At 66.5% G+C, this 24,288-nt stretch carries 26 protein-coding genes; 12 read left to right on the top strand and 14 right to left on the bottom strand.

Annotated elements, in window-relative coordinates:
* From VG543_RS18110 to VG543_RS18125, 4 genes are all read right to left on the bottom strand, one after another.
* A complete protein-coding gene (locus VG543_RS18110) occupies positions 1–2,280 on the bottom strand; it encodes a thiamine pyrophosphate-dependent enzyme (protein ID WP_346473884.1) in 2,280 nt (759 codons plus the stop codon).
* A gap of 62 nt (positions 2,281–2,342) precedes the next feature.
* The gene (locus tag VG543_RS18115) at positions 2,343–2,999 is read right to left on the bottom strand and encodes a glutathione S-transferase family protein (protein WP_423178114.1); all 657 of its coding nucleotides are present in this window, start codon (positions 2,997–2,999) and stop codon (positions 2,343–2,345) included.
* A gap of 176 nt (positions 3,000–3,175) precedes the next feature.
* Positions 3,176–3,718, bottom strand: coding sequence for a GNAT family N-acetyltransferase (locus VG543_RS18120; protein ID WP_019660420.1), 543 nt, complete (start codon positions 3,716–3,718; stop codon positions 3,176–3,178).
* Positions 3,719–3,841: 123 nt separating this feature from the next.
* Entirely contained in the window at positions 3,842–4,684 is an 843-nt protein-coding gene (locus tag VG543_RS18125) for a glycine zipper 2TM domain-containing protein (protein ID WP_026347069.1), read from the bottom strand.
* 163 nt (positions 4,685–4,847) lie between these two features.
* Here VG543_RS18125 and VG543_RS18130 point away from each other — a divergent pair, with 163 nt between their 5' ends.
* A complete protein-coding gene (locus VG543_RS18130; RefSeq protein ID WP_019660422.1) occupies positions 4,848–5,066 on the top strand; it encodes a DUF6116 family protein in 219 nt (72 codons plus the stop codon).
* Entirely contained in the window at positions 5,063–5,836 is a 774-nt protein-coding gene (locus VG543_RS18135) for a TatD family hydrolase (protein WP_423178115.1), read from the top strand. The genes VG543_RS18130 and VG543_RS18135 overlap by 4 nt, the downstream gene beginning before the upstream one ends.
* A 70-nt stretch (positions 5,837–5,906) precedes the next feature.
* Here VG543_RS18135 and VG543_RS18140 read toward each other — a convergent pair whose 3' ends face one another.
* Positions 5,907–6,734, bottom strand: coding sequence for a tRNA threonylcarbamoyladenosine dehydratase (locus VG543_RS18140; protein WP_312544330.1), 828 nt, complete (start codon positions 6,732–6,734; stop codon positions 5,907–5,909).
* A 79-nt stretch (positions 6,735–6,813) separates the two neighbouring features.
* Here VG543_RS18140 and VG543_RS18145 point away from each other — a divergent pair, with 79 nt between their 5' ends.
* Both VG543_RS18145 and VG543_RS18150 read left to right on the top strand, forming a co-directional pair.
* Positions 6,814–7,248 carry a hypothetical protein gene (locus VG543_RS18145; protein WP_423178117.1) on the top strand — a complete coding sequence of 145 codons (435 nt, stop codon included), beginning with the start codon at positions 6,814–6,816 and terminating at the stop codon, positions 7,246–7,248.
* Positions 7,249–7,384: 136 nt separating this feature from the next.
* Positions 7,385–7,879, top strand: a complete 495-nt coding sequence (locus VG543_RS18150; RefSeq protein WP_005410289.1) for a glycine zipper 2TM domain-containing protein — start codon at positions 7,385–7,387, stop codon at positions 7,877–7,879.
* 73 nt (positions 7,880–7,952) lie between these two features.
* Here the strand turns inward: VG543_RS18150 and VG543_RS18155 are convergent, their stop codons facing one another.
* Positions 7,953–8,162 (bottom strand): cold-shock protein, encoded by a 210-nt coding sequence (locus tag VG543_RS18155; protein ID WP_005410290.1) that lies wholly within the window; start codon positions 8,160–8,162, stop codon positions 7,953–7,955.
* Between the two features lie 236 nt (positions 8,163–8,398).
* Between VG543_RS18155 and VG543_RS18160 the strand changes: the two genes are divergently transcribed.
* From VG543_RS18160 to arsC, 3 genes are all read left to right on the top strand, one after another.
* On the top strand, positions 8,399–8,884 hold the full coding sequence (locus VG543_RS18160) for a DUF456 domain-containing protein (protein WP_019660426.1): 486 nt from the start codon (positions 8,399–8,401) through the stop codon (positions 8,882–8,884).
* Positions 8,885–9,003: 119 nt separating this feature from the next.
* Positions 9,004–10,158, top strand: coding sequence for a phospholipase A (locus VG543_RS18165; RefSeq protein WP_019660427.1), 1,155 nt, complete (start codon positions 9,004–9,006; stop codon positions 10,156–10,158).
* Entirely contained in the window at positions 10,158–10,499 is a 342-nt protein-coding gene (gene arsC / locus VG543_RS18170) for an arsenate reductase (glutaredoxin) (RefSeq protein WP_019337377.1), read from the top strand. The genes VG543_RS18165 and arsC overlap by 1 nt, the downstream gene beginning before the upstream one ends.
* A 100-nt stretch (positions 10,500–10,599) precedes the next feature.
* Here the strand turns inward: arsC and VG543_RS18175 are convergent, their stop codons facing one another.
* The 4 genes from VG543_RS18175 to VG543_RS18190 all read right to left on the bottom strand — a co-directional run bounded on the left by VG543_RS18175 (position 10,600) and on the right by VG543_RS18190 (position 13,732).
* Entirely contained in the window at positions 10,600–11,235 is a 636-nt protein-coding gene (locus tag VG543_RS18175) for a glutathione S-transferase family protein (protein WP_423178119.1), read from the bottom strand.
* A 56-nt stretch (positions 11,236–11,291) separates the two neighbouring features.
* Positions 11,292–11,627, bottom strand: a complete 336-nt coding sequence (locus VG543_RS18180; RefSeq protein ID WP_019660430.1) for a hypothetical protein — start codon at positions 11,625–11,627, stop codon at positions 11,292–11,294.
* Between the two features lie 74 nt (positions 11,628–11,701).
* Positions 11,702–12,097, bottom strand: coding sequence for a hypothetical protein (locus tag VG543_RS18185; RefSeq protein ID WP_423178120.1), 396 nt, complete (start codon positions 12,095–12,097; stop codon positions 11,702–11,704).
* Between the two features lie 117 nt (positions 12,098–12,214).
* Positions 12,215–13,732, bottom strand: a complete 1,518-nt coding sequence (locus VG543_RS18190; RefSeq protein ID WP_019660432.1) for a fumarate hydratase — start codon at positions 13,730–13,732, stop codon at positions 12,215–12,217.
* 148 nt (positions 13,733–13,880) lie between these two features.
* On the opposite strand from VG543_RS18190, the gene VG543_RS18195 reads away from it, so the two are divergent.
* From VG543_RS18195 to VG543_RS18210, 4 genes are all read left to right on the top strand, one after another.
* Positions 13,881–14,777: an RNA polymerase sigma-70 factor gene (locus VG543_RS18195; RefSeq protein WP_180876618.1), complete on the top strand. Its 897-nt coding sequence runs from the start codon at positions 13,881–13,883 to the stop codon at positions 14,775–14,777.
* A gap of 36 nt (positions 14,778–14,813) precedes the next feature.
* Positions 14,814–15,263, top strand: a complete 450-nt coding sequence (locus VG543_RS18200) for a carboxymuconolactone decarboxylase family protein (protein ID WP_423178121.1) — start codon at positions 14,814–14,816, stop codon at positions 15,261–15,263.
* Between the two features lie 420 nt (positions 15,264–15,683).
* Positions 15,684–17,555, top strand: coding sequence for an ABC transporter ATP-binding protein (locus VG543_RS18205; RefSeq protein WP_423178123.1), 1,872 nt, complete (start codon positions 15,684–15,686; stop codon positions 17,553–17,555).
* Positions 17,556–17,635: 80 nt separating this feature from the next.
* Positions 17,636–18,415, top strand: coding sequence for a ferredoxin--NADP reductase (locus VG543_RS18210; RefSeq protein ID WP_019660436.1), 780 nt, complete (start codon positions 17,636–17,638; stop codon positions 18,413–18,415).
* A gap of 94 nt (positions 18,416–18,509) precedes the next feature.
* Here VG543_RS18210 and VG543_RS18215 read toward each other — a convergent pair whose 3' ends face one another.
* Positions 18,510–18,989: a glutathione peroxidase gene (locus VG543_RS18215; RefSeq protein WP_423178125.1), complete on the bottom strand. Its 480-nt coding sequence runs from the start codon at positions 18,987–18,989 to the stop codon at positions 18,510–18,512.
* Between the two features lie 130 nt (positions 18,990–19,119).
* Here VG543_RS18215 and VG543_RS18220 point away from each other — a divergent pair, with 130 nt between their 5' ends.
* Positions 19,120–21,285, top strand: a complete 2,166-nt coding sequence (locus VG543_RS18220) for a M3 family metallopeptidase (RefSeq protein WP_019660438.1) — start codon at positions 19,120–19,122, stop codon at positions 21,283–21,285.
* 63 nt (positions 21,286–21,348) lie between these two features.
* Here the strand turns inward: VG543_RS18220 and VG543_RS18225 are convergent, their stop codons facing one another.
* The 3 genes from VG543_RS18225 to VG543_RS18235 all read right to left on the bottom strand — a co-directional run bounded on the left by VG543_RS18225 (position 21,349) and on the right by VG543_RS18235 (position 24,268).
* Positions 21,349–22,101, bottom strand: a complete 753-nt coding sequence (locus tag VG543_RS18225) for a hypothetical protein (protein ID WP_134732269.1) — start codon at positions 22,099–22,101, stop codon at positions 21,349–21,351.
* A gap of 150 nt (positions 22,102–22,251) precedes the next feature.
* Positions 22,252–23,367 (bottom strand): cyclopropane fatty acyl phospholipid synthase, encoded by a 1,116-nt coding sequence (gene cfa / locus VG543_RS18230; protein WP_329842219.1) that lies wholly within the window; start codon positions 23,365–23,367, stop codon positions 22,252–22,254.
* Positions 23,368–23,386: 19 nt separating this feature from the next.
* The gene (locus VG543_RS18235) at positions 23,387–24,268 is read right to left on the bottom strand and encodes a DUF3298 and DUF4163 domain-containing protein (RefSeq protein WP_134732265.1); all 882 of its coding nucleotides are present in this window, start codon (positions 24,266–24,268) and stop codon (positions 23,387–23,389) included.
* Positions 24,269–24,288: the final 20 nt, after the last annotated feature.

Genomic DNA, 24,288 nt, shown 5'->3' on the forward strand with positions numbered 1-24,288 from the left:
TCAAGGTTCCTGCGCCAGTTCAAGGGCGGCGCCAATCACCGCATTGTCGCTTGGAAGCCCGAACATTGCTGCCCCCGCCAACGGGGTGTAGGTATCGGCACCGCAGACCCGGCGCAGTGGCAGATGGCCGAAACCGGCCTCGACCAGTGCGGTCACCACGCCCTCGCCCACCCCGCCACTGTGCCGGCCCTCGTCCAGCACCAGCACCCGCCGTGCGCTGGCGGCCTGGGCGGCGATGAAGCCGGCATCCAGCGGCACCAGCCAGCGCAGGTCGACCACCCGCACCTGCCAGCCCAGCTGCTGCCCGATGGCTCGCGCTGCGCGCAACGCCATCGGCACGCCGTTGCCATACGTGTAGACCACCAGATCGCCCGCCTCCGGCCCGTAAACACGGCCTTCGCCCGGCACCAGTGCCCGGCCCTGGCCCGGATAGTCGAACAGCCACTGGCCATCGCCCGGCTCATGCAGGTCCTTGCTCATGTACAGCGCGATCGGCTCCAGGAACACGGCCACGCGCCCATCCACCCGGGCCAGCGCCGCCAGCGTGCGCAACATCATCACCGCATCGTCGCCGCGCGACGGGCAGCCGACCACCAGCCCGGGGATGTCGCGCAGGGCGGTGATCGAGTTGTCGTTGTGGAAGTGGCCGCCGAAGCCCTTCTGGTAGCCCAGCCCGGCCACCCGCAGCAGCATCGGGTTGCGGTACTGGTCGTTGGAGAAGAACTGCAGCGAACAGGCCTCGCCACGCAGCTGGTCGATGGCATTGTGCAGGTAGGCCAGGTACTGGATTTCCGGAATCGGCAGCATGCCCATGTTGGCCAGGCCCTGCGCCATGCCCAGGATCATGGTTTCGTCCAGCAGGGTATTGAACACCCGGCGTGGCCCGAAGCGGCGCAGCAGATCCTTTGTGACAGTGTACACACCGCCCTTCTGGGCCACGTCCTCGCCGAACAGCAGGCTCTGCGGATACTTCGCCAGCAATTCCTGCAGGCCGTGGTTGATCTGGATCGCCAGATGCCGCGGCGCCTGTCGTTCGGGCAATGCCTCGATACCACCATAGAGTGCCTCGCGCGCTTCGGCAGCGACCTCGCGCTGCGCTTCGGCCTGCACCGCTGCCGGCGTGTACGGTGCGAGCGGCGCCATCACCTCCCGCAGCGACCCCAGCTTCGCCCCGCCTTCAGCCTCGGTGGCAGCGGCCATGCAGCGCGCACGCATCGTCTCGTAGGCCGTCTCGATCGCGGCCGCATCCATCCAGCCCGACTCCAGTGCGATCTGCGCCGAGCGCAGCAGCGGATCCTGCGCCTCGGCCGCGCACAGCTCCGGCAACGCCCGCCATTCCACTTCGAAGTCGGTGCCGGCGTGGCCCATCAGGCGCGTGGTGCGCAGATGCAGGAAAGTCGGTCGCCGCGTTCGCCGGCAGTGTTCCACCGCGGCCTGCACCTGGGCGTGCCCGGTGGCCAGGTCCAGCCCATCGGCGAAGAAATAGTCCAGCCCCGGCTGGTGGCTGAAGCGCTCGGCGATCCAGCCATCGGGGGTCTTCACCGAGATGCCCAGGCCGTTGTCCTCGCAGACGAACAGGATTGGCGCCGGCAGTTTCTGGTAGGCCGCCCACATCGCGGTGTTGAACGCCGTCTGCGCGGTAGCGTGATTGGCCGAGGCGTCGCCGAACGAGCAGAGCACGATACTGTCGGCGGGAACCGGCAGCGCCTGCGCCAGCCGCTTGCCACTCTCGATGGCCAGCGCGGTGCCCAGCGCTTTCGGCAGGTGCGAGGCGATGGTCGAAGTCTGCGGCAGCACCCACAGCGGCTTGCTGCCCCACACTTTGTGGCGGCCACCACTGGCCGGATCATCGGCGCAGGCAGCGAAGGAAAGCGCAGCATCGCGCAACGGGTCGATGCCCGGCACCTGGCGCGAACGCTCGGCCATGAAGGCGCCGGAGCGATAGTGCAGGAATGCGGGGTCGGTATGCCGGCAGGCCCGCGCCAGCAGCGCGTTGCCTTCATGGCCGGACGACCCGATGGTGTAGAAGACCTTGTTCTGCACGCGCAGCACGCGCGCCATCAGGTCCAGCTGGCGGCTGGCCAGCTGCGAGTCGAACAGTTCATCGAAGGCGGCGGCGGTGAGCGTACTGCCGGGCAGGATCGGAGCATCTGCCGCGGGTCGCGGGCGCGGCGTCCCGCGCCACCCGCGCACCGCCTCAAGGAAATTGACGTCGCACACCTCGGCGCGGTTGAGCCCCCGCATGCGTGCGGGAATCGGATCCGGAACCACAGCGAACATCGAACACCCTCCGTGTCGTTGTTGCGTTCCGCCCGGCAATACCGGGCGCTACCCTGTGGGCATCAAGCCGCCTCGAAACGCGAGCGCACCTCGGCGGTCACCGCCGGCATCGGCAGGAAGCGCGGCTGCGCACGCACGCGCCGCAGCCAGGCGCGCACCTCGGGGAATGGCTCCAGGCTGATGCCGCCCTCGCCTGCCACGTCGGTGTAGGCAAACAGGGCGATATCGGCGATGCCGTAGCTGCTGCCGGTGAACCACTGCGCCTGGCGAAGGTGCTGCTCCATCACCGCCAGCGCGGTGGCGGCACGCTCGTGCAGGCGTGGCAGTTCGGCACGGCGTGGCGAGTCGGGCGCCGTCCAGCCCCGGATGAAGCGCGCTACCGCCACGCACGGCTCGTGCGTGTACTGCTCGAAGAACATCCAGCTCAACGCCTGCGCACGCTCCCAGCCATCGCTGGGCAGGTAGGGCGTGCCTTCTGCCAGCCAGAACAGGATCGCGTTGGATTCGGTCAGCACGCGGCCGTCGTCGCGGACGATCAGCGGCACCTTGGCATTCGGGTTGAGCGCAAGGAATTCGGGCGTGTGGGTCTGGCCATGGGCACTGTCCACTTCCACCCAGCGGTAACGGCTCCCGAGCTGCTCAAGCAGCAGCCGGACCTTGTGGCAATTGCCCGAGACCGACATGCCATGCACCGTCAGCGGGACGCGCTCTTCCACCATTGCCTGCTCCATCGGATCCGGCCGGCGGCCGGCTGCGTGCAGTCTGGCAAGTGCGCCAGGGAATGCCAAGCGCGGATGCAGCATGGCACCCCGGTAGTGCCGGCCGCTGGCCGGCAATCGCACGAATGCTGCCGCAACATGGTTGCCGGCCAGCGGCCGGCACTACCAGGCAACGCTCAGCGCGCGCGTTGCCGCCACTGCTCGCGCGACTGGCCCCAGATCTGCATCGGCTTGTCGTTGTAAGGCGGCGGCAATTCGCCCATGCGCAGCAATCTGCTGCCGAGCTTGCGCGCGACCGCCCGCGAGTTGTCGTTGTTCTCGGCGATGGTATGGATCACCTCGTGCCAACCCAGCGTGTCGAAGGCCCAGTCGATCGCCGCGACCGCCGCTTCCGGCGCATAGCCCCGGCCCCAGCTGGCGCGGCGGATGCCCCAGCCGACCTCGGTACCCGGCCAGTCCTGCGGTTGCCAGGGGCCCATCCGCCCGATCCAGTCCCCGCTGGATTTTTCGATCACGCTGAACATCGAGAAGCCGAACAGCTGCCAGGCGCCAGCCAGGCTGCAGAAGCCGCGCCAGGCTACCGAAGGCGGCTGCACGCCACCGAGGGTGCGCATCGTTTCCTCGTCGGCGCAGAACGCCAGATAGGGTTCGTAGTCCTCGCGCCGCAGCGGGCGCAGGATCAGGCGCTCGGTTTCCAGGCGCAGGTCGAAGATGCTCATGCCGACTCCATGTCGAAGGGGCCACCATGATGGTGGATTCGGCCTCCACACGGATGAATGCCCGCGCTCGCAACGAAACGGGCCGGCATGCGCCGGCCCGTCGGGTACAGCACGTATTCTGGATTACTGGCGCGTGGCCGCAGTGGCGCCGGCAGCAGCGGTCTGCGTGACCAGCTGGCCATCGACCACCGGCAGGCGATCGCTGGCCGGCTTGTTGTCCATGCGCACGGTCTTCTCGGCGCCGTCGTAGCGGTAGGTCACGTTGTAGCCCTTCACCACGTCATTGGTGCCCATGGCGATGCGGTTGCCCGGCTTGCTGGCCATGCGCATGGTACCGGTGGTGCCGTCTTCGTTGCGGTAGGTCACGTTGTAGCCGGTAACACGGCTCGACTCGGAGGTGGCGGTCTCGGTGTGGCACTGGCGCTCGGTGCGGTTGACCACGCGGCCACCCACGTGGCGCTTGTCGATCTGGTTGCCGATGAAGCCACCGGCCACCGCGCCTGCGGCGGTCGCGGCCTTCTTGCCGTTGCCGCCGCCAACCTGGTTGCCGAGCAGGCCGCCGACCACGGCGCCGACCACGGTGCCACCGACGTTGCCATCACGCTCCGGCAGGCGTTCCTGCACGGTCACGTCCTGGCACACCTCGTGCGGGGTCTGGGTGGTGGAAGTCTCGCGCACGGGATCGGTGCCGATCACAGTGGCGTAGGCCTTCTGCTTCTCGGTGATCGGGTCGACCTTCAGCACGTCGGCGTATTCCAGCCCACGCGGCGCAGACGGGTCGAGCCTGTCACCACGTGCGCCATCGTCGGTGGCACTGCCGTCGACCAGGCGCGACTCGCCATTGGGGGTGGTGGCGCTGATGGAATCGGGCGATTTGTCGCCACTCTTCATGAAGGCGGCGGTGGCGATGCCACCGACCAGCAGCGCGCCCGCTGCGACCAGGACAGTTGTAGTTGTGCTTTTCATGACCTGCTCCTTGCGGACCATCCGCAACGTTCTCGAACCAGATTGCAGCATGCGCTGCCTGAACGGAATCTCCACATTTCCTGCTCATTCCTGTAACCCATTCAGCATCGGGAAATGCTGGGCCCGTGGTAGCGTTTGCATATTCCCCACGAGGATTTCCGCCATGGCCAACCCGATGCTGCTGCCGGTACTGCAATGGGCCCGCCGGCTGCGCTACCCCACCCTGTTCAAGCTTACAGCGGGCCTGTTCGTGCTGACGCTGTTCATCCCGGACCCGATCCCGTTCGTCGATGAGCTGGTGCTCGGCTTCGGCACCCTGCTGCTGGCCAACTGGAAAAGCCGCCACGCTGCCACGGTTGCGCCGTCGCTGGAACAGCGTTGAGCCCGCTGGTCGACAGCCACTGCCACCTCGATGCCGGCGAGTTCGACAGTGACCGCAGCGCCGTGATCGCGCGCGCGCAGGCCGCTGGCGTGCGCCTGCAGGTGGTGCCGGCGGTGACCGCGGCCAGTTGGCCGAAGCTGCGCGTGGTCTGCCAGCAGGCGCCGGGGCTGCATCCGGCCTACGGGCTGCACCCGATGTTCCTGGCCGAGCACCGGCCCGACCATCTGCCGCTGCTGCGCGAATGGATCGAGCGCGAACGCCCGTGTGCGATCGGCGAATGCGGGCTGGATTTCTTCGTCGAGGGGCTGGATGAGGAGGCGCAACAGGCGTATTTCATCGGTCAGCTGCAACTGGCCCGCGAGTTCGAGCTGCCGGTAATCGTGCACGCGCGACGCGCGGTGGACGCGGTGATCGCTGCGATCCGCCGTATCGGCGGCCTGCGCGGCGTGGTGCACAGCTTTTCCGGCAGCCCCGAACAGGCTGCGCAGCTGCACCGGCAGGGCTTCCTGCTCGGTCTCGGTGGTCCGCTGACCTACGAACGCGCGCAACGGCTGCAGCGCCTGGTGCGCGGGATGCCGCTGGAACAGCTGCTGCTGGAGACCGACGCGCCCGACCAGCCTGACGCCGGCATCCGCGGCCAGCGCAATGAACCAGCGCGCCTGGCAACCATCGCCCGTCACGTGGCCGCACTGCGCGGGATGGAGCTGGAGGCAGTGGCCCGGATCACCACGGAAAACGCACGGCGGCTGTTCGCGCTGCCGGCGCTATAACGGTACTGCCGGCCGGCACCAGCGCTGATTCGATCATTCCGGAGTTGCCGGCCAGCGGCCGGCACTACCATCACGCCTCGGCGTCATCCTCGACCACTTCAGCCTTCACCTTCTTCGGCTCCAGCAGCATTTCCAGCGCCTTGCCCACTGCGGCGAAGGCGAACGCACCGGTGATGTGGGTCGCCGCCCCCAGGCCTGCACCACAATCGAGCTTCAATGCCGCATCGGCGCCCAGGTTCGGCCGGATGCCGCAGACACTGCCATCGGCCTGCGGGTACTTCACGTTCTCCAGCGAATACACCGCCGGCACGCCAAAGTAGCGCTTGGCATTCCTAGGGAAGTTGAACTCGCTGCGCAGCTTCTTGCGGATCAGTGCCAGCATGGCATCGTGCTCGGTGCGCGAGACATCGCGGATGCGCACCAGGGTCGGATCGGTGCGACCACCGGCAGCCCCCACGGTCAGCAGCGGCAGCTTGCGGCGACGGCACCAGGCGATCGTCTCGACCTTGACCCGGAAGCTGTCGCAGGCATCGATCACCAAGTCGAAGCCACGGTCCAGCAACTCGGCCATGTTCGACACGGTCAGGAATGCCTGCACGGCATCGACCTCGATGTCCGGGTTGATCGCGCGGCAACGCTCGGCCATCGCCTCGGCCTTGTTGCGGCCGTAGTTGCCTTCCATCGCCGGCAGCTGCCGGTTGGTGTTGGACACGCAGATGTCATCGGCATCGATCAGGGTCAGGTGGCCGACCGCAGAGCGGGCCAATGCCTCCACCACCCACGAGCCGACGCCGCCCATGCCCACCACCGCCACGCGGCTGCCCTGCAGGCGCTCGAGTGCGCCCACGCCATACAGCCGTTCGATGCCGGCGAAGCGTTGTTTGACCAGTTCGTTCATGCCGCTATTTTAACGTGCACCTGCCGGCACCTGCTGCGCGCCGGCATCGAACCCACCGTTGCACGCCGGAGAGCCTGCCATGAACGCCAGCCCGCCACGCCGCCCGTCCGCTGCCTACCGTTACCTGTTCGTGCTCGGCCTGGGCCTGCTGATCGGGCTGGTCGCCACGGTGATGGTCGGCCGTGCCCTGCAGTCCCGCCGCGACCCGTTCCCCGACAGCCTGATGCAGGTGATGCAACGGCAGTCGCAGCTGCTGCTGCAGGCCCAGCAGCAGAACCGCTGCAGCCTGGCCGACAGCGTGCCGCGGTTGCAGGCAATGCGCTTGCTGTCCAACGACCTGGATCTTGCCTTCCCCGGGCTGAAGGACAGCGCGCAGTTCCAGCAGCATGCCAGCCAGCTGCGCGGCAGCCTCAATGCCGCCTTGGCCGCGCCGCCCAGCGACTGCACGGCCCTGGCGCAGGTGGTGGAAACGGTGCAGGCCGATTGCCGCGCCTGCCACCAGGACTTCCGCTGAGCCGCATTCATCCTGCAGCCGGGCAAGGGCTGCGCGGTTGGCGCCTTGTTCACGTTCAAAAGGGGACGATTCGTCCACCCTGCTGCACGACGCAGTACCACCCAACGCACCCGCCTTCACGGCCAGGAGACGCCCCATGAAGATCCAGCTCATCGCCGCCAGCGCCATCGCTACCCTCGCCCTGGCTGGCTGTGCCACCTCCCCCGGCTATGGCGGTGGCGGCTACAACAACGGCTACAACAACGGCGGCTACGGCAACAACGGCGGCTACAACCAGGGCCGTTGTGCCGACTGCGGCATCGTCACCCGCATCAACACCGTGCCCTCGGGCCGCACTGCGCCCAGCGCGACCGGCGCGATCCTCGGCGGCATCGTCGGCGCGGTGGCTGGCCACGAGATCTCCGACCACACCGGCGGCAGCCGTGGCAACAAGAACATCGCCGCCGCTGCGGGCGCGGTCGGCGGCGCGCTGGCGGGCAACCAGATCCAGAAGAACGTCACCAGCGATACCTACGACATCAGCGTGCGCATGGACGATGGCCGCACCATCGTGGTCAACCAGCGCGACCTCGGCGGCATCCGCGAAAACACCTACGTGCGCGTAGTCAACGGCAAGGTCATCCTGCGCTGATCTGCACCGGGCCGATCACAAAGAAAAAGGCCCGCTTGCGCGGGCCTTTTTCATGCGACGGCTTGCAGCGCGATCAGGTCGGCTGCACGGCGTCGGCCTGCAGGCCTTTCTGGCCCTGCACGACGGTGAAGGTGACCTTCTGGCCTTCCTTCAGGCTCTTGAAGCCCTGGGTCTGGATGGCGCGGAAGTGCACGAACACGTCTTCGCCGTTTTCACGGCTGATGAAGCCGAATCCCTTCGCATCGTTGAACCACTTGACGGTACCGGTCTCGCGATCAGACATCTCACTAACTCCCTGGTGACTCTCTCTTGTTGTTGGAAACGCCTGGTGGGCGGCTGACAAGCAAGGGGGAAGCGAGGTGCATCGATGCAGCGGATCGGGAAGATCTTGCTTCATCAGGCCACGATCCACGGTGACCTTGCCAAGCTCAGCGACTGCAACTTAACCCGCCCAAAACGAAAAAGCAACTGGCAAAATCTTTCACTGTCAACCCCAAAACGGCCACCATACGGGACAGCATGGGACTCTCATTCATCTTGTATCTGCTAGCGGTCATTTTTGTCCTCGCCGGCATCGCGGGCATCATCCTCCCGGCCCTGCCCGGCATCCCGCTGGTGTTCATCGGACTGCTGCTGGCGGCCTGGGCGGACGGCTTCGTCCACGTCGGCTGGCCGACCCTGGTTGCGCTGGGCGTACTGACCGTGCTCTCGCTGCTGGCGGACGTGCTGGCGACCGTAGTGGGTGCACAGCGGGTGGGTGCCAGCCGCAAGGCGCTGTGGGGCACCTTCGCCGGCAGCATCGTGGGGCTGTTCTTCATGCCCATCGGCCTGTTTGCGGGCCCACTGCTCGGCGCCCTGCTCGGCGAGTACTGGCACACCCGCGAGCTGGGCCGCTCGACCAGGGTGGGACTGGCCACCTGGCTCGGCATCCTGCTCGGCCTGGCGCTGAAACTGGCCGTAGTGATCGCGATGCTTGGCCTGTTCGCCTTCGCGTGGTTCCTGTAATCGGCACCGCCTTCACGCCGCACGCACGCGGTGGGCGTGCATAAACCGTGGGGGCTGGCCGCGACCCGGTACAGCCGCCACACTGTGCGACTCCCGTATTCACCGAAGGGCCTGCTGGAATGACCCTCCCCCCGCTGCTTCCCCGCCTCGCACCGCTGGCGCTGGCCTTGGCCAGTGCTCCGCTCGCTGCGCAGGAGTTCGCGCCCAGCGCCGAAGCCTCGCCGGCCGCATGTGCGGCGATTACCACAGACGCTGCCCGCCTGGCCTGTTATGACCGGCAGTTCGGGCGCTCCGCGCAGTCCACCGCCGAGGCCGACGCTGCCGCCGAGGCAGCAGCACAGGCCCGTCGCGAAGAACGACAGACTGCACGCGTAAGCCAGGGCGAAGAGAAACTGCGCGAGCGGGTCAGTGATCTGCTCCGCCCAGCAGAGCCCGACAGCGCGCTGGCAAACGCTGGCCGGGGCTCACTGCTGGACAGCCGCTGGGAACTGGCCGAGGACTCCAAGCTCGGCCCGTTCCAGCTGCGCGCCTACAAGCCGGTGTACCTGCTGCCTGCGTTCTGGACCAGCGACCGCAACACCACACCGCATTCGCCGAATCCGGCCAACACGGTCACCACGCCGCAGGTGCTGGACAGTGCCGAGCTGAAGTTCCAGATCAGTTTCAAGACCAAGATCGCCGAAAACCTGTTCGGCGACAACGGCGACATCTGGGCCGGCTACACCCAGAGCTCGCGCTGGCAGGCCTACAACAGCGAGGATTCGCGCCCCTTCCGCGAAACCAATTACGAACCGGAAGTGATGATGGTCTTCCGCAACGGCTACTCGATCGGTGGCTGGCGCGGGCGCATGACCGGCATCGCGCTGAACCACCAGTCCAATGGCCGGGCCGACCCACTGTCGCGCAGCTGGAACCGGGTCATGCTCAACATCGGCCTGGACCGCGAGAACTGGGCGCTGGTGCTGCGCCCCTGGTACCGCATCCCGGAAACCCGCAGCGATGACAACAACCCGGACATCGAGGATTACATGGGCCGCGGTGACGCGACCCTGACCTGGAACCGCAACGGCCACGAAGTCTCGTTGATGGCACGCCATTCGCTGCGCACCGGCAGCCGCTCGCACGGCGCCCTGCAGCTGGATTACGGCTTCCCGATCAGCAACCTGCTGCGCGGCCATGTGCAGGTCTTCGACGGCTACGGCGAAAGCCTGATCGATTACAACCACAAGGCCACCTACGTGGGCGTGGGTGTGTCCCTGCTGGAGTGGTTCTGATGGACGTGACGATCTGGCACAACCCGGCCTGCAGCAACTCGCGCGGCGCACTGAAGCTGATCCGCGATGCGGGCTTCGAGCCGGAGGTGATCGAGTACCTCGGCAATCCCCCCGATGTGGCCACGCTGCGCCAGGTGCTGGCCGAATCCGGATTGAGCGCGCGTGATCTGGTGCGCAGCAAGGAATCGCAGTTCGCCGAACTGGGCCTGGAAGATGCGGACGAGGCCACGCTGCTGGCCTCGATGGCCGAACACCCGCGCCTGATCAACCGCCCCGTGGTGCGCACGCCCAAGGGCACGCGGCTGTGCCGCCCGCCGGAAACGGTGCTGGAGATCCTGTAACCCGCACTGCCAGAGCCGAGCCCCGCCCGGCTGCTGCCCGGCTGCTGCTCGCGTGCCACCCGTGAATGCAGCCGAGCGTGGCTCGGCGCTGCAGAACGGGCTACTGCCAGTCGGTGATGCCCTCGCGGCGATACACCTCGGCGAACGCCGGGCGCGCCTTCATCGACGTGGCATGCGCCTTCAGCGCCGGCCAGGTGTCGCTGGGCCTCGGCATGTTGCGCGACCAGCGCATCAGCATCACCAGCATGTAGTCAACTACGCAGGGCGTGGCGCCCAGCAGGTACGGTCCCTGCGCCTGCAGGTGCGTGGCCACATGCTGCCAGGCTGCTTCCAGGCGCTGCCGTGCCATCCCGCGGCTGGCCTCGATATTCGCCTCGCCCGCCATTTCGTGCGGGTAGAACCAGGCACGATAGGCCGGCTGCAGCGTATTGGCACACCAGAACATCCAGCGGTAGGCGTCGGCACGCTGCGGCGTACCCACCGGGGGCAGCAGGCGGGCTTCCGGATGGCGATCAGCCAGGTACAGTGCAATGGCCGCCGCTTCGGTCAGTACCAGGCCATCGATCAGCAGCGTCGGCACCACGCCAGCAGGGTTCAGTGCCAGGTACTCGGCCGACTTGTGCTCGCGTGCGTCGAAATCCAGCAGCACCAGTTCGTGCTCGATGCCGAGTTCGATCAGCAGCCAGTGCACCACCAGGGCGGCGGTGCTGGTCGAACCATACAGCGTGGTGCTCATGCGCAAGTCCCGGGTGGATGAATCGGCCGATTATGCCCTGCACGGGCAATCGTTGCTCAGCCGCAGCGGCTCATGCAGGTATCGCGGCCTTCGCTACAGGACATGATCGGCGTGCGTATCGCGCAGTCGTGTGTCTTCAGTTCACAGGAACGGCGCAGTTCGGGATTGGCAACGTCCTTGCAGCGTTTGTCCGGCGCCGGCACCATCTGTTGTTCGCAGCTGAAGTCGTTGCTGCCGATACTCCCCCGCGCCATGCAGCTCCGATAATCGGCCTGGCATTGCACGCGGCACTGCGAGGAGGCGGAGAAATCCGCACCTTCATAGGAGGACGTTGTGCTGCAGCCGGCCAGGACCAGCAGGAACACGGTCGCGACGGATCGATGCAGGCGCATGGGCACATCCAGTGCAGGGATGTTCCAACCCTAGCAGACTACGGTTACTCGTGCAGGCCCGACGCGCGCCCCGATCAGTACACGGGAACACCGGTGTCGGTGCGAACGTCATTCACGGTGCCGCCGCAGGAGAGCAGGCATTGGGCGTACGGAGCGCCGCATGAAGGAAGCACCGGGGGACCGCAGTAGTTGCCGGCACCGTTGCCCCCTTCGCAGTTGTGCCGCTGCTTGTCATCGGCGATATCACTGCAACGGCTGATGACCCGGCTCTTCTCGCTTTCGCAGCTGCGCTGATCCGACTCGGCAAGGGCGCGGTTGTGGAAGTCGCACGTTGCCTTCCGGTTCTCGCAGACCGACGCGCAGATCTTCCCCGCTTCGTGGGTGGGAGGCTCGACGAAGTAACGTGGCCCGCAGGCGCTGCACGCCACCGCAGCGACCAGCAACACGAAAACACGCGGCCACTGCAGCACGATGGACTCCCTTCCAGAACGCCAGCCAGTACGTTAGCAGAGCAGGCCACGCGCAGGCAGGCTGCACACAACAACGGCGCCACACGGGCGCCGTTGTCTGAACACTGGGCGGAAGGATTACTCCACCACCACCGGAATCTTGCCAATACGGGCCTGCCATTCGCGCGGGCCGGTCTTGTGCACCGATTCGCCGGTGGAATCGACGGCCACGGTCACGGGCATGTCCTGCACGGTGAACTCGTAGATCGCTTCCATGCCCAGGTCGGCGAAACCGACCACCTTGGCCGCCTTGATCGCCTTGGACACCAGGTAGGCCGAACCACCAACGGCCATCAGGTAGGCCGACTTGTGCTTCTTGATAGCTTCGATGGCGGCCGGGCCGCGCTCGGCCTTGCCGACCATGCCCAGCAGGCCGGTCTGCGCCAGCACCTGCTCGGTGAACTTGTCCATGCGGGTCGCCGTGGTCGGGCCGGCCGGGCCCACCACTTCGTCGCGCACAGGATCTACCGGGCCGACGTAGTAGATGAAGCGGCCCTTCAGATCCACCGGCAGTTCCTCGCCCTTGTTGAGCATGTCGACCATGCGCTTGTGCGCGGCGTCGCGGCCGGTCAGCAGCTTGCCGTTGAGCAGCAGGGTCTGGCCCGGCTTCCAGCTGGCCACGTCTTCCGGGGTGATCGTGTCCAGGTCCACGCGGGTGCCCTTGGACGCGTCATAGGTCAGCTTCGGCCAGTCTTCCAGCGACGGCGGGTCCAGCATCACCGGGCCGCTGCCATCCAGGGTGAAGTGCGCATGGCGGGTGGCCGCGCAGTTCGGGATCATCGCCACCGGCAGGTTGGCCGCGTGGGTCGGGTAATCCTTGATCTTGATGTCGAGCACGGTGGTCAGGCCCCCCAGGCCCTGCGCACCAATGCCAAGCGCGTTGACCTTCTCGTACAGCTCCAGGCGCAGCTCTTCAATGCGGTTGGACGCGCCCCGGGCCTGCAGTTCGGTGATGTCGATCGGCTCCATCAGCGCTTCCTTGGCCAGCAGCATCGCCTTCTCGGCGGTGCCACCGATGCCGATGCCGAGCATGCCCGGCGGGCACCAGCCGGCGCCCATGGTCGGCACGGTCTTCAGCACCCAGTCGACGATGGAGTCGGACGGGTTGAGCATGGCGAACTTGGTCTTCGCTTCCGAACCACCGCCCTTGGCGGCGACGATCACGTCGACGGTGTTGCCCGGCACCACCTTGACGTTGACCACGCCCGGGGTGTTGTCCTTGGTGTTGATGCGCTTGCCGGCCGGATCAGCCAGCACAGAGGCGCGCAGCTTGTTGTCCGGGTGCATGTAGGCGCGGCGAACGCCCTCATTGGCCATCTCTTCCACGCCCATGGTGGCGTCGTCCCAGCGCACGTCCATGCCGATTTCCAGGAACACGGTGACGATGCCGGTGTCCTGGCAGATCGGGCGGTGGCCCTCGGCGCACATGCGCGAATTGATCAGGATCTGGGCCATCGCTTCCTTCGCGGCCGGCGACTCCTCGCGCTCGTAGGCAGCGGCGAGGTTCTTGATGTAGTCGACCGGGTGGTAGTACGAGATGTACTGCAGCGCGTCGGCGATGGACTGGATGAGGTCTTCCTGCTTGATCGATGTCACGGCTTGCTCGCTTGCTCGAGGCTGGCGGGGGTAATCCGCCCATTTTACCCCCTCCCCCGGCCCCGGGGTGGTCGTGCTGGGCGCTGGCCGGCAAGATCAGATCCAGAAGCCCTGTCACGCCCCGCCCCGTTGGCGCGTCCTTGCCCACATGAACGCCGAAACCGCTTTCCAGACCCACCGCCCGCGCCTGATGGCCCTGGCCTATCGCCTGCTCGGCAGCCGCGCCGACGCCGAAGACGTGGTCCAGGATGCCTGGCTGCGCTGGTCCGGCGCCGATCCGGCCGGCGTCCGCGACCCCGAGGCCTGGCTGGTCACCACCACCACCCGGCTCGGCCTGGACCGGCTGCGTGCGGCCAAGCGCGAGCGCGCGCACTACGTCGGGCCGTGGCTGGCCGAGCCGCTGGCCGTCACGCTGGAGCCTGACCCGGCGCCCGGCCCGGCCCAGCTGCATGCGCTGGCCGACGATGTCTCGGTGGCCTTCCTGACCTTGCTCGAACAACTCGGCCCCGAAGAACGCGCCGCCTTCCTGCTGAAAGAGGCCTTCGACCACGACTATCGCGAGATCGCCGAGCTGATCGGTCACAGCGAGGCCAACTGCCGGCAGATGGTGCACCGTGCCCGGCAACGCCTGCAGGCCCGGCGGCCGCGCTTCAACGCCGATGCCAGCCAGCACCGGCAGCTGCTGGCGCGCTTCATGGACGCCTCGCAGCGCGGCGACAGCGAGGCGATCCAAGCCCTGCTGCACGCCAACGCGCAACTGGTCTCCGACGGTGGCGGCGTGGTTACCGCAGCGATCCGCCCACTGCTGGGTGCCGAGCGCATCGGCCGCCTGTTCTGGGCCATCGCCCGCCGTGGCGCGGTGCATCCGGCCCACCTGGGCTGCGTCAATGGCGAGCCGGCGATTCTGCGCTTCCAGGGCGACCGCCTGCACTCGATCACCACCATCGAAGTGGTCGATGGCCGCATCGCCAACGTGTACAGCGTGTTGAATCCGGAGAAGCTGCCGGACGTTGTCACGCGCGGCGACGGTAGGGCGTCCTGGTAGTGAAAGGCGGCCACTGTGGCCGCCGTGGAGCCCACGATGTCGAACCATGCCTCTCCCCGCGTCCCCTACACCCGCCTGGCCGCCGAGGCCTTCAAGGGCCTGCTGGCCACCAGCCAGGCGGTGCATGACGGCTCGGTCGATCCGACCCTGATGGAACTGGTGTTCCTGCGCGTGTCGCAGCTCAACGGCTGCGGCTACTGCATGGACATGCACGGCACTGCGCTGCGCAAGGGCGGCATCGAGCCGCGCAAGCTCGATACGCTGCCCGCCTGGCACGAAAGCCGCTTCTTTGATGCCCGTGAACGTGCGGCGCTGGGCTGGGCCGAGGCGCTGACCCGGCTGACTGACGGTGCGCCGTCGCAGGCGGCGTTCGATGCACTGGCACCGCACTTCGATGAGAAGGGCATCAGTGACCTGAGCATGGGCATTGCGGTGATCAATGCGTGGAACCGGCTGGGTGCGGGGTTGCTGCCGCCGCTGCCGTAAAAGGGGCCTGTTGGCCGGGCTGCCGCCCGGCACCCGCAGAGACCAGAGCAACAGCTGGAGCAACGGCAGAAGCTGGCTCTTCTGCGGGTTGGCAGGGTGGGGCAGGTCGCAGGGGACGCTGCAAGTACGTCCATGTAAGCTCGGTCGCCGCATCCATGCGGCTCACGCCCCTACGACCTGACCCACCCCGCCCTCGACAGACTTCTACTGCTGTTGGTAGGTGTCGACCTTGGTCGACACGGTAGGTCCACGCCATGCGTGGATGCGGGGGGGGGCGGATCCCTTCGCTTCGCGATGGGCTCTGACCCGATCCGGGCTGATGGGGTCAGAGCCCGTTGCGTGGCAGAGGGATCGGACCCCGGTGCCGGCCACACGGCTGCACTGACCCCCTCTGCACGTATCAGGCCGCACAATATGCGCATGCCTGCTACCCCCACCGCTGGCGCCGCCGCCGCGAACAGACCCAGCCTGCGCCAGCGCTTCAGGGCGATGCGCAACCTGCCGCCGTTCCTGCGCATGGTCTGGAAAACCAGCCCCGCGCTCACCCTGGCCAGCCTTGGCCTGCGGCTGATCCGGGCGCTGCTGCCGGTGGCGATGCTGTACGTGGGCAAGCTGATCATCGACAGCGCCCTGCACCTGAGCCAGCACGGTGCCGGCTTCCCGCCACTGGGCGAGGCGCTGTCCAGCGGGCTGCTCAATCCACTGCTGGGCCTGCTGGCGCTGGAATTCGGCCTGGCCATCGCCTCGGACCTGCTCGGCCGGCTGGTCAGCTACGCCGATGCGCTGCTCTCGGAACTGTTCGCCAATGCCACCAGCATCCGGCTGATGGAACACGCCGCAACGCTGGACCTGGAGGACTTCGAAGACCCGGACCTGCAGGACAAGCTGGACCGTGCGCGGCGCCAGACAATGGGCCGGATGAACCTGATGAGCCAGCTGTTCGGCCAGGTACAGGACGCGATCACCGTGGCCAGCCTCGCCGTCGGCCTGCTGGTCTACGCGCCGTGGCTGATCCTGCTGCTGGCGCTGGCACTGGTGCCGGCCTTCATCGGCGAATCGCACTTCAACGCGGCCGGCTACAGCCTCAACTTCCAGTGGACGCCCGAGCGCCGCCAGCTCGACTACCTGCGCCAGCTCGGTGCCAGCGTGGAAACGGCCAAGGAAGTGAAGATCTACAACCTGCACCGCTTCCTGGTGGAACGCTACCGGCGGCTGTCGGTGGCGCTGTTCCAGGCCAACCGTGCACTGGCCCGGCGCCGCGCGTTCTGGGGCACGCTGCTGGCTGCACTGGGCACGCTGGGGTACTACACCGCCTACGCCTACATCGCGTGGCGCACGGTGCGCGGCGACTTTTCGATCGGCGACCTGACCTTCCTCGCCGGCAGCTTCCTGCGCCTGCGCCAGCTGCTGGAAGGCCTGCTGATCGGCTTCTCGCAGGTCGCCAGCCAGGCGCTGTATCTGGATGACCTGTTCTCGTTCTTCCAGATCGAGCCGGAAATCCACTCGCGTGAAGGCGCCGGGCGCGTGCCGCAGCCAATCCGCCAGGGCTTCGTGTTCGAGAACGTCGGCTTCCGCTATCCCGATGCCGAACAGTGGGCGGTGCGCCATCTGGATTTCCAGCTGTACGCAGGTGAAGTGCTGGCCCTGGTCGGCGAGAACGGCGCCGGCAAGACCACGCTGGTGAAACTGCTGGCACGGCTGTACGAGCCGGACGAAGGCCGGATCCTGCTCGATGGCCGCGATCTGCGCGACTACGACCTGGACGACCTGCGCGCCAACCTCGGGGTGATCTTCCAGGACTTCGTGCGCTACAACCTCAGCGCGGGCGAGAACATCGGCGTTGGCCAGGTCGAGGCGATGGACGACCAGGCGCGCATTGCCGACGCCGCAAGGCGCGGCATGGCCGAGGAAGTGATCGAGGACCTGCCCGGTCGCTACGACCAGCAGATCGGCCGGCGCTTCAAGCAGGGCGTGGACCTGTCCGGCGGCCAATGGCAGAAGATCGCCATCGCGCGCGCATGGATGCGCGATGCGCAGGTCATGATCCTGGATGAGCCAACCGCAGCGCTGGATGCGCGCAGCGAGTTCGAGGTGTTCCAGCGGTTCAGGGAACTGGCGGATAATCGCACCGCAGTGCTGATTTCCCACCGCTTTTCCTCCGTACGCATGGCCGACCGCATCCTGGTCCTGGCCGACGGCCGGATCGAGGCCAGCGGCACCCACGCGCAGCTGATGGCACAGGGTGGCCGCTACGCCGAGCTGTTCGAGCTGCAGGCGGCGGGTTATCGCTGAGAACGCCTCTCGCTCCGCCCAATGAGAACCTGTCTCATTTGAGATAGAATCACCCCCGACGACTTTTGATAGATACGCCCATGTCCACCGCTTTTGGCGCCGAAACGGTGCTTGAGGTCCGCCACTGGACCGACGCCTACTTCAGTTTCACCACCACCCGCGACAGCGGCTTCCGCTTCGAGAACGGCCAGTTCGTGATGATCGGCCTGGAAACCGAGGCGCGCCCGTTGCTGCGTGCCTACTCCATCGCCAGTGCCAACTGGGAAGAGCAGCTGGAGTTCTTCAGCATCAAGGTGCAGGACGGCCCGCTGACCTCGCGCCTGCAGCACATCAAGCCGGGCGACAAGGTGCTGGTCGGCAAGAAGCCCACCGGCACCCTGCTGATCAGCGACCTGCACCCCGGCAGGAACCTGTACCTGCTGGGCACCGGCACCGGCCTGGCGCCGTGGCTGTCAGTGATCAAGGACCCGGAAACCTACGAGCGCTTCGAGAAGGTGATCCTGTGCCACGGCGTGCGCTACGAGAAGGACCTGGCCTATCGCGATTACTTCGAGAAGGAACTGCGTGAGCACGAGTTCCTCGGCGACATGATCGGCGACAAGCTGCTGTACTACCCGGCTGTCACCCGCGAGCCCTTCGCCAACCAGGGCCGCCTGACCTCGCTGATGGAAAGCGGCCAGATGCAGCGCACCCTCGGCCTGCCGGAACTGAGCCCGGAAAACGACCGTGCGATGATCTGCGGCAGTCCGCAGATGCTGGCTGATCTGCGCACCGTGCTCGACGCCCGCGGCTTCCAGGTCTCGCCGCGCATCGGCCAGCCGGGTCACTACGTGTTTGAGCGCGCGTTCGTCGAGAAATAACCCATCGTATCTGTAGAGCCGAGCCCGCGCTCGGCTTGCGCGCGGCGCGCGCTCTCGGAGTCAGCCGGAAAAGCAGCCGAGCGTGGGCTCGGCTCTACAGCAGCGCTTCAAGCGCGCCGCGCAGCTGTTCCGGCCTGGTGGTGGGCGCATGCCGCGACACCACCCGCCCCTGGCGATCGACCAGGAACTTGCTGAAATTCCACTTGATACGGGCACTGCCAAGCAGGCCGCGCTTCTCGCGTGACAGCCAGGCCCACAACGGATCAGCCCCCTCGCCGTTGACCTCGATCTTCTCCGACAGCGGAAAGCTGACCGGATAGTCCAGCGAACAGAACTGGCGGATCTGCGCCGCATCCCCAGGCTCCTGCGCACCGAACTGGTTGCAGGGAAAGCCGATCACCACCAGGCCGCGCTCGCGATAGTCCTGCCAGAGCTGTTCCAGCCCCCTGTACTGCGGGGTGAAGCCACAGCGGCTGGCGACGTTCACCAGCAGCAACGGGTGGCCCTGATAACGGGCCAACGCATGCGGCTGGCCTTCAAGGTCACGGAAACTGAAATCGTAGGCGCTGGTCATGATGGCGGGCCGTGGGCGGTGAATGCATGGTACCCGCGCCCGGCCCCGGCAACATGCCTTTTGACACAAGTGCGGACGCCGCCGGCCGGGTTACCCTCGGGCCCTTGTTTGCCTTACCGGAGTTCCTGCCTTGACCACCCGCCTTGCCCTTGCCGTGGCCATGTCCCTCGGCCTTGCCCTGCCCGCCTTCTCGGCCGGCGCCGCCCCGGCCGCCAGCAGCACCGCTCAGCAGGCCAATCCGTTCTTCGCCGAAAGCCCGTTGCCGCTGCACTTCCCACAGTTCGACAGGATCAAGGACAGCGACTTCGCCCCGGCCTTCGACGCCGGCATGGCGCAGCAGCTGAAGGAAGTGGAAGCGATCGCCAACAACAAGGCCAAGCCGACCTTCGACAACACCATCATCGCCCTGGAGAAGAGCGGTGACATCCTCGACCGTGCGACCACCGTGTTCTTCAGCCTGGTCGGCGCCGACACCAATGACACCCGCAAGAAGCTGCAGGCCGACTACTCGGCGAAGTTCGCCGCGCACAGCGATGCGATCGCGCTGAACGGCAAGCTGTTCGCCCGCATCCAGGCGCTGTATGACACCCGCAGCCAGCTGGGCCTGGACGCCGAAGGCGTGCGTCTGGTCGAGAAGTACTACGACAACTACGTGCGCGCCGGCGCCAAGCTGTCCGAGGCCGACAAGGCCAAGCTGAAGGAGATGAACGCCGAACTGGCCAGCCTGGGCACCAGGTTCAGCCAGAACGTGCAGTCGGAAGTGAACGCCTCGGCGATCACCGTCGACGACGTCAAGGAACTGGACGGGCTGTCCAAGGAGCAGATCGCCGCCGCCGCCGAAGCCGCCAAGGCCCGGGGCCTGGAAGGCAAGTATGTAATCACCCTGCTCAACACCACCGGCCAGCCGCCGCTGACCAACCTGGCCAACCGCGCCCTGCGCCAGAAGATCTACGAAGCGTCGGTCAGCCGCGGCAGCCGCGGCGGTGAGTTCGACAACACCGCGCTGGTTTCGCGCATCATGCAGCTGCGTGCCGACAAGGCCAAGCTGATGGGCTTCCCGAACTTCGCCGCCTACAACCTGACCAACCAGACCGCCAAGACGCCGGAAGCGGTCAACGCGATGCTGGGCAAGCTGGCCCCGGCCGCGGTGGCCAACGCCAAGCGCGAAGCCGCCGACCTGCAGGCGATGATCGACCAGGAACAGAAGGCCGCAGGCAAGCCGACCTTCAAGCTGGAACCGTGGGACTGGGCCTTCTACAGCGAGAAGGTGCGCCAGGCCAAGTACAACTTCGACGAGTCGCAGCTGAAGCCGTACTTCGAAATGAAGAACGTGCTGGAGAACGGCGTGTTCCATGCCGCCAACCTGGAATTCGGCCTGACCTTCAAGCAGCGCACAGACCTGCCGGTCTACCACGACGACGTGACCGTCTACGACGTGTTCGACGCCGACGGCAGCCAGCTGGCAATCTTCATCTTCGACCCGTACGCACGCGCCTCCAAGCGCGGCGGCGCGTGGATGAACTCCTACGTCTCGCAGTCGAAGCTGACCGGCTTCAAGCCGGTGGTCGCCAATCACCTGAACATCCCGAAGCCGCCGGCCGGCCAGCCGACCCTGCTGACCTGGGACGAGGTGAACACCACCTTCCACGAGTTCGGCCACGCCCTGCACGGCATGTTCTCCAATGTGAAGTACCCGTACTTCTCGGGCACCTCGGTGCCGCGTGACTTCGTCGAGTTCCCCTCGCAGGTGAACGAGATGTGGGCCGACAACCCGGTCATCCTGAAGAACTACGCCAAGCACTACCAGAACGGTTCGGCGATGCCGCAGGCGCTGCTGGACAAGGTGCTGGCGGCGGCCAAGTTCAACCAGGGCTTCGCCACCACCGAGTACCTGGGTGCAGCGATGCTGGACCAGCGCTGGCACCAGATCGGTGCCGACCAGGTGCCGACCGCCAAGGACGTGATGGCCTTCGAGCGCGCCGCGCTGGAGAAGGACGGCATCTACTACGCGCCGGTGCCGCCGCGCTACAAGACCCCGTACTTCAGCCACATCATGGGTGGCTACTCGGCCGGCTACTACGCCTACATCTGGTCGGAAGTGCTCGACGCCAACACCCAGAAGTGGTTCAAGGACAACGGTGGCCTGAGCCGCAAGAACGGCGACCACTTCCGCGCCACCCTGCTGTCCAAGGGTGGCAGCGTCGACGCGATGCAGCTGTTCCGCGATTTCGCCGGCCACGAGCCGCAGATCGAACCGCTGCTGGAAAAGCGTGGCCTGACCGGCGCCGGCAACTGATCGCCTGCGCGCTAGCGTGAAACGAAAACCGCCCGGGAGACCGGGCGGTTTTTTTCGTTGAGGTCATCGCCGGAACAATCGTTCCCACCATCGTTTCTGCGTGTTTGCCGCCGGAGCCGTATCCGTATCCAGGGTTTCCGGCACGAACTGCGCCAGCTGCGCCGCGACGGCCTCTGCGTACAGCAACGCGCCATCGGGGGCGCAGTTGAGCAGATTGCTCATGCTGGTCGATGCGTTGAGGTCCATCGGATTCGGCTCGACCACCTCGCTTGCTTCCAGCAATCCGCATCCCTTGCCGATGGCATCATCGACAACGCTCCAGAACACGGCCAGTCGACCATCGGAGAACAGCTCGTGCAGACGCGCGCGCAGGTCATTGTCCCCGGCGTAGTCCGCGCGCATCTGCTTCAGCCGGTCATGCGTGATGAACACACCACCACCGTAGTTTTCGCGCAGGTGGTTGCCTGCAGCGGCGTCCGCCCACTGTGGCGGCACCAGTTGCCGCCAGTCCGCGAAATAGCGGGCAACCACCGGATCGTCGATGAAGAACGAAAGGGCGCTCCCGCGAAGATAGTGATACCGGCGCAGGTGACCGGCCACGATCGCCAGGTACAAAGCATGCCCCTTCTCGAAGGGCACGTCTGCGCTGATCGAGCGAGCCTCGTCGATGCGTTCCTGGAGCTGCTCCATGTAGAACGGCTCGATCCGGAATTGCTGCTGCAGCGGCTCAACCAGCGTCGCGTCCTCCAGCGCACGGAAATAGAGGCCACGGATTTCCGAGTCCGCGACTGGATGGTAGGTGATGTCCCAACCCATGCTGCAACGCCTTCAGGAATGCGGTAATGCCGCCGACCCGACAGCTTAGCGTCGTCGGCACCCTTGCGGAGAGCAGGCCGTGCAATACCCGTAGTCAACGTCAATGAGTGTCGTATCAGGCCTGATCTATCCCTCTCTCCCGACGCAACACTACCGTGGCGCCACGTACCCGCCCGGCACGCCTTCCGGCGACAGCACCAGCTGCCACAGCTGCGCGTGCCGGCAGCGGAAGGTGGCCATCGACCCGGCCAGGTAGAAGCGCCACATGCGGCGGAAATGCTCGTCATAGCGCGCATCCAGCCGTGGCCACGCTGCTTCCACGTTGCGCCGCCATGCCTGCAGGGTCAGGTCGTAGTCGGTGCCGAAGTTGTGCCAGTCTTCCAGCACGAAACGGCCTTCGAACGCCCGGGTGATCTGCGCCGCCGACGGCAGCATCGAGTTGGGAAAGATGTAGCGCGCGATCCACGGGTCGGTGCGATGCCGGGAGACGTTGGTGCCGATGCTGTGCAACAGCAGCAGGCCACGCGGCGACAGGCAGCGTTTGGCCACCTCGAAGAAGCTGGCGTAGTTCTTGTCACCGACGTGCTCGAACATGCCGATCGAGAAGATCGCATCGAACGGTTCGTCCAGTTCCCGGTAATCCTGCAGGCGGATCTCGATCGGAAGGCCGGCGCACAGTTCGCGCGCGAACCCGGCCTGCTCCTGCGAAATGGTCACACCCACGCCACTGACGCCATAGCGTTCGGCAGCAAACTTCAGTGCCTCGCCCCAACCACAGCCGATGTCCAGCACACGCTGCCCCGGGCGCAGGCCCAGCTTGCGGCAGACCAGGTCCAGCTTGGCTTCCTGCGCGGCATCGAGATCATCGGCATTGCGCCAGTAGCCGCAGCTGTAGACCAGACGCTGGCCCAGCATGGCCTGGTAGAGATCGTTGCCGAGGTCGTAGTGGCGGCGGCCGACCTCGTAGCTGCCCTGCCCGGCCTGCAGGTTGAACAGGCGCGCCTTCAGCGCATCGGCCACTTCGCGCCAGCCGTGCACCCGTTCATCCAGGTGCGCCTGCATCAGATGGACAAGGAATTCATCCAGGACGTTGGCATCCCACCAGCCGTCCATGTAGCTCTCGCCCAGGCCGAGCGAGCCGTGGGCCATGACCCGCGCGAAAAAGCGCGGGTCATGCACCTGGATGTCCTGCGGCTGGGTACCGCCGATGCGGACCCCGGCTTCGTGAAGCAGGCCGGTGACCCGCTCCTGCAACCCTGTATCCACGCCACCTCCTCCACTGCGGTCAACCGCGTGCGAACAGCTCCACGTAGTCCCTGGCCACGTGCGGCAACAGCACCGCCGCCGGTACATCGGCGGTCTGGGTGCCGTCCGAGTATGGACCCACCTGGTACGGCGGGAAAACAAAGCGCAGCGCGGTGATCTGCCCCTTGTCGTCGGTCAGTGGCTGGAATTGGCTGAAATTGTCGGCCTGCGGGCCAGTCCCGTCGGCGATCATGCGCGATGCGTTGCGCAGCGATTCCTGCAGTTGGGCCGGGTCCATGTCCTCGCCGCTGAGCCGCGTGGCCACGCGTTCGCGCAGCTGGTCGGCGACGAACTCACTGATCACCTTCCAGCCCTTGGCATCGGTCACCAGCTTGTCGGCACTGAGCATCTGCTGCTGCTGCGGCAGCCATACGAAGCGCGCCACCAGCGGTTCGCCGTGGGCGCCACCGGTGTAGCGGCTGCCATCAGCACTGACCACCACCAGCTGCGGGGTTTCCAGCAGTTTCTCGAAACTCAGCGACAGCTCGTAGGGCATGGTCGGCTTGTCGTTGCCGAGCCCGTCCAACGCCTGTTGCAGGTCACTGCGCGCACTCGTCGCATAGTTCTGCAGCGCACGGGCCAACCCCGGATAACGGTCGATGCCGGCCGGGTAGCTGATGCCCACCACTTCGCGCTCGTTGTTCTCGATCACGTCGCGCAGGTCCAGCGGCGCTTCCGTGGCCGGCGTTTCGGCTGCGGCGGTGGCCTCGACGGCGGGAGCCGCCTCAGCCGCCGGTGCCGGCTCGCTTTCACGCTGGCAACCGGCCAGCAACAGCACGCCCACCACGCCGGCCAACGCGCTGCCGCGCAGTGGCCGGTTGTTTCCAATCTTCATCGGGATCCCCTGTTCATGTTTGTACATCATCGCCTGCCATGGCTGAA

The sequence above is a fragment of the Stenotrophomonas sp. CASM101 genome, from assembly GCF_049384845.1.
Taxonomy (GTDB): domain Bacteria; phylum Pseudomonadota; class Gammaproteobacteria; order Xanthomonadales; family Xanthomonadaceae; genus Stenotrophomonas; species Stenotrophomonas hibiscicola.

Bases quoted from the DNA above. Each gene is read 5' to 3' on its own strand.
- VG543_RS18200 (WP_423178121.1), top strand. From the start codon at position 14,814: ATGTCGAACCATGCCTCTCCCCGCGTCCCCTACACCCGCCTGGCCGCC.
- VG543_RS18120 (WP_019660420.1), bottom strand. From the start codon at position 3,718: ATGAGCATCTTCGACCTGCGCCTGGAAACCGAGCGCCTGATCCTGCGC.
- VG543_RS18110 (WP_346473884.1), bottom strand. From the start codon at position 2,280: ATGTTCGCTGTGGTTCCGGATCCGATTCCCGCACGCATGCGGGGGCTC.
- VG543_RS18160 (WP_019660426.1), top strand. From the start codon at position 8,399: ATGGGACTCTCATTCATCTTGTATCTGCTAGCGGTCATTTTTGTCCTC.
- VG543_RS18235 (WP_134732265.1), bottom strand. From the start codon at position 24,268: ATGTACAAACATGAACAGGGGATCCCGATGAAGATTGGAAACAACCGG.
- VG543_RS18165 (WP_019660427.1), top strand. From the start codon at position 9,004: ATGACCCTCCCCCCGCTGCTTCCCCGCCTCGCACCGCTGGCGCTGGCC.
- VG543_RS18225 (WP_134732269.1), bottom strand. From the start codon at position 22,101: ATGGGTTGGGACATCACCTACCATCCAGTCGCGGACTCGGAAATCCGT.
- arsC (WP_019337377.1), top strand. From the start codon at position 10,158: ATGGACGTGACGATCTGGCACAACCCGGCCTGCAGCAACTCGCGCGGC.
- VG543_RS18155 (WP_005410290.1), bottom strand. From the start codon at position 8,162: ATGTCTGATCGCGAGACCGGTACCGTCAAGTGGTTCAACGATGCGAAG.
- VG543_RS18195 (WP_180876618.1), top strand. From the start codon at position 13,881: ATGAACGCCGAAACCGCTTTCCAGACCCACCGCCCGCGCCTGATGGCC.
- VG543_RS18150 (WP_005410289.1), top strand. From the start codon at position 7,385: ATGAAGATCCAGCTCATCGCCGCCAGCGCCATCGCTACCCTCGCCCTG.
- VG543_RS18140 (WP_312544330.1), bottom strand. From the start codon at position 6,734: ATGAACGAACTGGTCAAACAACGCTTCGCCGGCATCGAACGGCTGTAT.
- VG543_RS18215 (WP_423178125.1), bottom strand. From the start codon at position 18,989: ATGACCAGCGCCTACGATTTCAGTTTCCGTGACCTTGAAGGCCAGCCG.
- VG543_RS18210 (WP_019660436.1), top strand. From the start codon at position 17,636: ATGTCCACCGCTTTTGGCGCCGAAACGGTGCTTGAGGTCCGCCACTGG.
- VG543_RS18180 (WP_019660430.1), bottom strand. From the start codon at position 11,627: ATGCGCCTGCATCGATCCGTCGCGACCGTGTTCCTGCTGGTCCTGGCC.
- VG543_RS18130 (WP_019660422.1), top strand. From the start codon at position 4,848: ATGGCCAACCCGATGCTGCTGCCGGTACTGCAATGGGCCCGCCGGCTG.
- VG543_RS18145 (WP_423178117.1), top strand. From the start codon at position 6,814: ATGAACGCCAGCCCGCCACGCCGCCCGTCCGCTGCCTACCGTTACCTG.
- VG543_RS18205 (WP_423178123.1), top strand. From the start codon at position 15,684: ATGCCTGCTACCCCCACCGCTGGCGCCGCCGCCGCGAACAGACCCAGC.
- VG543_RS18125 (WP_026347069.1), bottom strand. From the start codon at position 4,684: ATGAAAAGCACAACTACAACTGTCCTGGTCGCAGCGGGCGCGCTGCTG.
- VG543_RS18175 (WP_423178119.1), bottom strand. From the start codon at position 11,235: ATGAGCACCACGCTGTATGGTTCGACCAGCACCGCCGCCCTGGTGGTG.
- VG543_RS18115 (WP_423178114.1), bottom strand. From the start codon at position 2,999: ATGGTGGAAGAGCGCGTCCCGCTGACGGTGCATGGCATGTCGGTCTCG.